The organism is Acidovorax sp. KNOB132 (assembly GCF_057541515.1).
In genome coordinates this window covers 1-7,968 of the sequence record NZ_BAAJYT010000176.1, presented here as the reverse complement: position 1 = coordinate 7,968, position 7,968 = coordinate 1, and the positions used below count along the sequence as shown (strand labels likewise).

7 protein-coding genes are annotated in these 7,968 nt (G+C 68.4%); 6 read left to right on the top strand and 1 reads right to left on the bottom strand.

Annotated elements, in window-relative coordinates:
• Positions 1–1,285 (bottom strand): YifB family Mg chelatase-like AAA ATPase (locus AC27IO_RS17860; protein WP_498739965.1); only part of this gene is annotated, 1,285 nt, incomplete at its 3' end.
• A gap of 518 nt (positions 1,286–1,803) precedes the next feature.
• On the opposite strand from AC27IO_RS17860, the gene AC27IO_RS17855 reads away from it, so the two are divergent.
• The 6 genes from AC27IO_RS17855 to AC27IO_RS17830 form a co-directional block, all read left to right on the top strand.
• Complete coding sequence (locus tag AC27IO_RS17855; protein ID WP_284405745.1) at positions 1,804–2,466, top strand: carbonic anhydrase; 663 nt, start codon at positions 1,804–1,806, stop codon at positions 2,464–2,466.
• An 18-nt stretch (positions 2,467–2,484) separates the two neighbouring features.
• Complete coding sequence (locus tag AC27IO_RS17850) at positions 2,485–4,098, top strand: SulP family inorganic anion transporter (RefSeq protein WP_317357317.1); 1,614 nt, start codon at positions 2,485–2,487, stop codon at positions 4,096–4,098.
• A gap of 298 nt (positions 4,099–4,396) precedes the next feature.
• Positions 4,397–5,125 carry a TorF family putative porin gene (locus tag AC27IO_RS17845; protein WP_272565959.1) on the top strand — a complete coding sequence of 243 codons (729 nt, stop codon included), beginning with the start codon at positions 4,397–4,399 and terminating at the stop codon, positions 5,123–5,125.
• Between the two features lie 42 nt (positions 5,126–5,167).
• Positions 5,168–5,506, top strand: coding sequence for a P-II family nitrogen regulator (glnK, locus tag AC27IO_RS17840; RefSeq protein WP_092744562.1), 339 nt, complete (start codon positions 5,168–5,170; stop codon positions 5,504–5,506).
• A 46-nt stretch (positions 5,507–5,552) separates the two neighbouring features.
• Positions 5,553–6,989, top strand: coding sequence for an ammonium transporter (gene amt / locus AC27IO_RS17835; RefSeq protein WP_284430317.1), 1,437 nt, complete (start codon positions 5,553–5,555; stop codon positions 6,987–6,989).
• A gap of 205 nt (positions 6,990–7,194) precedes the next feature.
• The coding region (locus AC27IO_RS17830; RefSeq protein WP_498739963.1) for an SMP-30/gluconolactonase/LRE family protein at positions 7,195–7,968 on the top strand (774 nt) is incomplete at its 3' end.

Below are 7,968 nucleotides of genomic sequence, written 5' to 3'. Positions count from 1 at the left end.
GTTGCCGGGCCTGCACCACGCGCTCGCGCACCGCCGCCGTGGCCTCGCCGGGCGGCGCCTGCAGCAGCTCGCCCGGGGGCAGCGCGGGCACTTCCACATGCAGATCGATGCGGTCCAGCAACGGGCCGCTGAGCTTTCCCTGGTAGCGTGCCACCTGGTCGGGTGTGCAGCGGCAGGTGCGCTGGCCGGAGCCGAGAAAGCCGCAAGGGCAGGGGTTCATCGCGGCCACCAGCTGGAAGCGGGCAGGGTATTCGGCCCGCTGTGCCGCACGGGCGATGGTGATGCGGCCGGTCTCCAGCGGCTCGCGCAGGGCTTCCAGCGCACTGCGGGCGTACTCCGGAAATTCATCGAGAAAAAGGACGCCATGGTGGGCGAGCGAGATCTCGCCGGGCCGTGGGGGTGAGCCGCCGCCGACCAGTGCAATCGCGCTGCAGGTGTGGTGCGGGGCGCTCGTATTTCTGTTGCCCCATCTTTCCGGGCCGAAGCGGCCGGCCAGGCTCGCAATGGCCGCGCTCTCCAGCGCCTCGTCCACCGTCATCGGCGGCAGCAGCCCGGCAAAGCGGTGCGCCAGCATCGATTTGCCCGATCCTGGCGGGCCGACCAGCAGCAGACCGTGGCCACCCGCGGCGGCGATCTCCAGCGCCCGCTTGGCGGCGGCCTGGCCCTTCACGTCGGCCAGATCCGCCGGCGGCGCCGCCGATTGCAGCGGTGACGCCTGCAGCCGCACGAACCCCTCGCCGGCCGGCTCGGCGGGCGCATGGGCGGAGACGGGCAGAAAGTGCTGCACCACGTCGAGCAGGTGGCGCGCCCGGTACACCTCGGTGCCGGGCACCAGGGCTGCTTCCTCCGCGCTGCCGGGCGGCAGCACCATGCGCACGGCCACGCCGGCCGAGCGCAGGGCCAGGCTGGTGGCGAGCGCGCCGCGCACGGGGCGCAACTCGCCGGACAGCGACAGTTCTCCCGCGAATTCATGGCCCACCAGGCGCGCGCTGTCGATCTGCCCGCTGGCCGCCAGAATCCCAAGCGCAATCGGCAGATCGAACCGTCCGGAGTCTTTGGGCAGATCGGCCGGCGCGAGATTGACCGTGATTTTCTGGTTGTGCGGAAACTCCAGCCCGGCATTCTGCAGTGCCGAGCGCACGCGTTCCCGCGCCTCCTTCACTTCCACATCCGCCAGACCGACCAGCGTGAAGCTGGGCAATCCGTTGGCCAGATGCACTTCGACCGTCACGCACGGGGCCTGCAGTCCCAGCAATGCCCGGCTCTGCACCAAAGCAAGACCCATGGTTGATTTTCTCCCTCGTTGGAAAGCCGGCTGTTCGCCAGCGCCTGAATTTCGAAGGGCGAGGATATCGGCAATCGCGGCCCTCCCGGCACGGCAGCGGTTGAGAACCAGTGCAGAGGGCGCCCAGGCTGGCCGCGCCGGGGCGCGGGATCGCGCCATCGGTCGGCCGCCGCGCGCCGCCGTTGCGGTCCTGTTTTGAATGCCTTTGTTTGCCGGGGTTAATCAGGACCGGCAAAGCCGGAGATTAATTACATGAAAAGGTCGGACCCGAAAATATAAACAGCGGTTTAATAATGTACAACTCCGTACTTTATTCGCTGCGAATATTATTTTCACTCGATGCGTTAAATAAAATTTCCTTATGTTGTGTGGAAAAACAGCGTGGCGTGGGGGCCATTGATCGAATCACACGCAAGCAAATGAAACATAAAAACCCCATATTAAAAATGGCAGTGGTTTTTGATCTAGCCTAATACCGTGCTGCACTGCAACATCGAATCAACAACACGGAGGTTTCCATGGACCTGACCACGCGACTCATGCTTCAAAACCGTGCCTGGGCTGACGAAATGACGTCACGCGACCCGGCATTTTTCGAAAACCTGGTGGCCGGCCAGCAGCCGCGCGTCTTCTGGATCGGGTGCGCCGACAGCCGCGTGCCCGCCGAAAGCATCACCAATGCCTTGCCGGGCGAGTTGTTTGTGCACCGCAGCGTGGCGAACCTGGTCCGTCCGGACGATCCCAACATCATGAGCGCGCTGCAATACGCCCTCGACGTGCTCCAGGTGCGGTACGTGATCGTCTGCGGCCATGAAGGGTGCGGCGGCGTCCGGGCCGCCCTGATGCCGGCCGAAAGCGCGGTGCCGGCGCGCGGCGACTACCTGGCCGAGCACCTTCGCCCGCTGCGGGCCCTGTACCGCCGCCGTGCGGGCGAGATCGACGGCCAGACCGTTCCCGACCCGGACGATGCCGATGAAGTCGCCGCCCGGGTGGGCCGCTTCGTGGAGCTGAACGTGGCCGATCAGGTGCACACGCTGGCGGCCACGCCCCAGGTGCAGCGCGCCTGGCAGCGGGGACAGTCCCTGCAGCTGCTGGGCTGGGTCTACGCCTTGCGGGACGGGCGCCTGCGCCAGGTGCTGGACCTCGATGCCAGCAGCATCCAGCTGGCCGCGGCGGCCTGACCCGAAGGAGTGCGCACCATGCAAACCACCCTTCGCAACCCGGACGGCGCGTCGGCCGCCGGTCTTCTGGCCCACTGGCGCAGCGACGTGCCGGCGGGCGTCGTCGTCTTCCTCGTGGCCTTGCCCTTGTGCCTGGGCATCGCATTGGCCAGCGGCGTGCCGCTGATGGCGGGGCTTGTCTCCGGCATCGTGGGCGGGCTGGTCGTGGCCTGGCTGTCGGGCTCCCAGCTCAGCGTGAGCGGGCCGGCGGCCGGCCTGGTCGTGATCGTCGTCGATGCGATCGCCAAGCTGGGGAGCTTCGAGGCGTTCCTCGTCGCCGTGATGGTGGCGGGCGCGCTGCAGTGGCTGTTCGGCCGCCTGCAGGCCGGCGACCTGGGCGCCTGCTTTCCCTCGCCGGTCATCAAGGGCATGCTGGCCGCCATCGGGCTGATCCTCATCCTCAAGCAGCTTCCGGTGGCGTTTGGCTTCGTGTCGGGCGAGCAGGCCATGCGCCTGGTGCCCCGCACGATCGACGGCTTCGATGACCTGGGCCGGCTGGTCGGCGCCGTCACCGGCAGTGCGGTGATCATCGCCGCCGGTGCGCTGGCCATCCTGTTCGCCTGGGACTCCCCCTGGGCCAAGCGCCTGCCGCTGATCGGCCGGCTGCCCGGGCCGCTGCTGGCGGTGCTCTGGGGCATCGGGTACCAGGCCGTGGCCATGGCCACCGAGCCGTCCGTGGCGCTGCCCGACCACCAGCGCGTGGCCCTGCCCGAAGGCGACGGCCTGGCCGCGCTGTGGTCTCAGCTCGCCTCGCCCGACTGGTCGGCGCTGGCGCGGCCGGAGGTCTACACCATCGCCTTCACCCTCGCCGTCGTGGCCAGCCTGGAAACCCTGCTGAGCCTGGAGGCGGCCGACCGGCTCGATCCGCTCAAGCGCGTGGCGCCGCCCAACCGGGAGCTGCAGGCGCAAGGGGTGGGCAACCTGCTGGCCGGCCTGCTGGGGGGGCTGCCGATCACGGCGGTGATCGTGCGCACCTCGGCCAACATCCAGTCCGGTGCGCGCACCCGGCTGTCGGCGGTGTTCCATGGCGTGCTGCTGCTGGCGAGCGTGCTGTTCCTGTCGGAGTTCCTGCAGTGGGTGCCGCTGGCCGCGCTGGCCGCCGTGCTGCTGCACACCGGGTTCAAGCTGGCCAAGCCGGCCATGATCGCGGCGGTCTGGCGCGAAGGCTGGTCGGCGTTCGTGCCGTTCGCGGTGACGGTGGGCGCGATCCTGGCGACCGACCTGCTCATCGGCATCCTCATCGGGCTGGCCTGCAGCATGCTCTTCCTGATCCAGGCGAACACGCGCGGCGCGCTGACGATGATCTCCGAGGGCAACGTCCACCTGATCCGGCTCAGCAAGGATGTGTCGTTCTTCAGCAAGGCCACGCTGCGCAACCACCTGAACCGGGTGGAGCCGGGGCATTCGCTGGTCATCGACGGCTGCAACTGCGGCTTCATGGACCGCGACATCCGCGAGGCGCTGGACGATTTCATGGCCCATGCGCAGGAGCGCGGCATTCAGGTCGAACTGCGATCCATGCCGCAGGCGGGCCCCCCCGTCCCTTCGGACGAGCCCCCGGCGCAGTGGCTCAAGGCCCGTTCGGCGCGCTGACGGCGGGAGCGCTTCCCCCAAAAAAACAGCGCGGTCGGCCCGGCCGGGCGGCGGGATGCACCAACGCAGTGTGTCCCGCCGCCCTGTCCCCATGGCGGTGCATGGACGGACGATCGCGGCGAATCATGGCCTTGGTGGCACTGCAATGGTGCAAAAAGTAACGCGGGCGCATAGCATGTAACCACTTTCGGCATAGCTGCCAGGCCGGCGCCCAGGCCCGGATGGCACCGTGCGAGGGAGATGGCACGGTCCATGCTTGGAGCGTGGACATCCCTAATCAGCCACCCCCGGAGGAACCATGTCCCGTGTATCCATGAAGTCCTTGAGCGTCGCCCTCGTTGCCGCCCTGCCTCTGCTGGCCAGCGCACAACTGACGGGCAACGTCAGCCTGACCACCAACTACAAGTTCCGTGGCCAGGACCAGGACGCCAGCCGGGTCAAGGCCGTCAAGCCCGCCATCCAGGGCGGCTTCGACTACAGCTTCGGCGACAGCGGCTGGTATCTGGGCAACTGGAACTCCAGCGTGGACTGGCTGCCGGGCAATTCCATCGAGATGGATTTCTATGGCGGCTACAAATTCAAGGCCGGCGACGTGGACCTGGACCTGGGCGCGCTGACCTATGCGTACCCCGGCAATTCCGTCGGCAACACCACCGAACTCTACGGCGCGGCCACCTACGGCCCGCTGACGGCGAAGTACTCGCACACCATCTCCAAGGACTACTTCGGCTGGGCCTCCGCCAAGACGACCAGCAACAAGGGCCGCAACACCGGCTACCTGAACCTGGCGTATGCGCAGGAAGTGGCCCCCAAGACGACGCTGAAGGCATCGGTCGGCTTCACGCGCTTCGCCAGCGACATCAAGGACCTGGGCGTGCCCAACTACATGGACTACAGCGTGGGCGGTGCCTACGACTTCGGTTCGGGCCTGTCCCTGTCGGCCGCCGTGGTGGGCGCCAACAAGAAGGCCTTCTTCGGCCCGGTCAACAAGTCGCGCCTGATCGTTGCGCTCACGAAAACCCTGTAAGACAACGGGCGCCGAGGGGTGCCTCCAATGGAGAAAAGCAACATGAAAATGGTGACAGCCATCATCAAACCCTTCAAGCTCGACGAGGTGCGCGAAGCCCTGTCGGACATCGGGGTCCAAGGGATTACGGTGACCGAGGTCAAGGGCTTCGGCCGCCAGAAGGGCCACACGGAGCTGTACCGCGGCGCCGAATACGTGGTGGACTTCCTCCCCAAGGTGAAGATCGAGGCGGCCGTGTCCGACGAGCTGGTGGACCGCGTCATCGAAGCCATCGAGGGGGCCGCGCGCACCGGCAAGATCGGCGACGGCAAAGTCTTCGTGTGCCACCTGGAGCAGGTCGTCCGCATCCGCACCGGCGAGACCGGCAAGGAAGCCCTGTAAGGCCCGGCCCCCCGCGCCTGTCACCAGACACCCAAGAGAAACTGCCATGAAAAAACTGCTTGCTTCCTTCCTGCTGGGGTTGAGCCTGATGGCCTCCGGCACCGCCGTGCTGGCCCAGACGCCCGCGGCATCCGAACCCGCATCGGCCACGGCACCCGCCGCCGCCCCTGCGGCCGCAGCCCCTGCGCCAGTGGCGGCCGCACCCGCACCGGCGGAAGCCGCCGCGGCTGCAGCACCTGCCGCCGCCCCCACGCCCAAGCTTGATTCGGGCGACACGGCCTGGATGCTGACCTCCACGCTGCTCGTGATCCTCATGACCATCCCGGGCCTGGCCCTGTTCTACGGCGGTCTGGCCCGCTCCAAGAACATGCTGTCGGTGCTGGTGCAGGTGTTCGTGATCTTCTCGCTGATGAGCGTGCTGTGGGCCGTGTACGGCTACACCCTCACGTTCGGCGGCGAAGGCACGTTCTTCGGCGGCTTCGACAAGATCTTCCTCAAGGGCATCGCGCCGGACACGCTCTCGGGCGCGCTGCCAACCATCCCCGAGTATGTGTTCGTGGCCTTCCAGGGCACCTTCGCGGCCATCACCGTGGCGCTGATCGTGGGCTCGTTCGCCGAACGCATCAAGTTCTCCGCCGTGCTGATCTTCAGCGTGCTGTGGTTCACCTTCAGCTACATCCCCATGGCGCACATGGTGTGGGGCGGCGGCCTGCTGGGCAAGGACGGCGCGCTCGACTTCGCCGGCGGCACCGTGGTGCACATCAACGCCGGGATCGCCGGCCTGGTGGGCGCCTACATGGTGGGCAAGCGCATCGGCTTCGGCAAGGAAGCGCTCACGCCCCACAGCCTGACGCTGACGATGGTCGGTGCCTCGCTGCTGTGGGTGGGCTGGTTCGGCTTCAACGCCGGCTCCGCCGGTGCCGCCAACGGCGCTGCGGGCCTGGCCTTCATCAACACCGTCCTGGCCACGGCCGCCGCCACGCTGAGCTGGCTGGCCGGCGAGTCGCTGCACAAGGGCAAGGCCTCCATGCTGGGCGCCGCATCGGGTGCCGTGGCGGGCCTGGTGGCCGTCACGCCGGCCGCCGGTTTCGTCGGTCCCATGGGCTCCATCGTGCTCGGCCTGATCGCCGGCGTGGTCTGCCTCTGGGGCGTGGGTGGCCTCAAGAAGATGCTGGGCGCCGACGATGCGTTCGACGTGTTCGGCGTGCACGGCGTGGGCGGCATCATCGGTGCCATCCTGACCGGCGTGTTCGCATCGCAAGGCCTGGGCGGCACGGGTGGCCTGACCCCCGACACGTTCGCCATGGGCGCACAGGTCTGGATCCAGCTCAAGAGCGTGCTGGTGACCATCGTGTGGTCCGGCGTCGTGGCCTTCATCGCCTACAAGATCGCCGACCTGCTGGTGGGCCTGCGCGTGCCGGAAGAAGCCGAGCGCGAAGGCCTGGACATCACTTCGCACGGCGAGACCGCCTACAACCGCTGACCGGCTGAGATCCCTGCCGCGGTGACTGGTGGCATCGCGGCGGTGCGACAACAAGCGAGATATTCCTCCTGGACATTGGGCCCGCCGCAAGGTGGGCCTTTTTTTTTGGCCCGCGGCCACCGGCCGCGAATAATGGAAGCAGCAGACCGGCGCGCCAGCGGTGGCGTGCCCGGCCCCTTCCACCGCCTTCCCAGGAGAGCCCCCCATGTCCATGGACTGGCGTCCCGCCACTTCCGAGCCCGACCAGTTGGGCGAATCGCCTTTCTGGCACCCCGTCGAATCGCGCCTGTACTGGGTGGACATCGCCGGCCGCGCGCTGTGCCGGGTGCACCCGGCCTCGGGCCGGGCCGAGCGCTGGGCCATGCCGTCCGAGCCCGGCTGCATCGCGCCCGCGCGCACCGCGGGCCAGCCCAGCGGCCTGGTGATCGCCCTGCGCGACACCCTCTACCGCGCCAAGGACTGGGGCGGCCCCCTGGTGCCGGTGGCCCGGCTGCCGATCGATCCGGCCACGGAGCGGGCCAACGATGGCAAGTGCGACGCGCTGGGCCGATTCTGGGTGGGCACGATGCACGAGCCCGCCGCGGGCCCCCGCCAACCGGTCGCCGCGCTGTACTGCGTGGATGGGCGCGGCGACGGGGCTCCCCTTGTGCGCCGGATGCTGGACGGGGTGGCCACGGCCAACGGCCTGGCCTGGTCGCCCGATGGCGGCACGCTGTACTGGGTCGATACCCCCTCGCACACCATCCGGGCCTGGGCGTGCGATGCCTCGGGCGAGCCCGTGGGCGCGCCGCGCGTGCTGCATGCCTTCGCGCCCAAGCCCGATGGCTGGAAGCCCGGACAGCCGGGCTACGGCGGCCGGCCCGACGGCGCGGCGGTGGATGCCGAAGGCCACTACTGGTGCGCCATGTACGAGGGCGGCCGCGTGCTGCGGCTGTCGCCCGGCGGCGAGATCGTGGCCGACATTCCCGTGCCGGCGCAG

Bases quoted from the DNA above. Each gene is read 5' to 3' on its own strand.
- AC27IO_RS17855 (WP_284405745.1), top strand. From the start codon at position 1,804: ATGGACCTGACCACGCGACTCATGCTTCAAAACCGTGCCTGGGCTGAC.
- AC27IO_RS17850 (WP_317357317.1), top strand. From the start codon at position 2,485: ATGCAAACCACCCTTCGCAACCCGGACGGCGCGTCGGCCGCCGGTCTT.
- AC27IO_RS17845 (WP_272565959.1), top strand. From the start codon at position 4,397: ATGTCCCGTGTATCCATGAAGTCCTTGAGCGTCGCCCTCGTTGCCGCC.
- glnK (WP_092744562.1), top strand. From the start codon at position 5,168: ATGAAAATGGTGACAGCCATCATCAAACCCTTCAAGCTCGACGAGGTG.
- amt (WP_284430317.1), top strand. From the start codon at position 5,553: ATGAAAAAACTGCTTGCTTCCTTCCTGCTGGGGTTGAGCCTGATGGCC.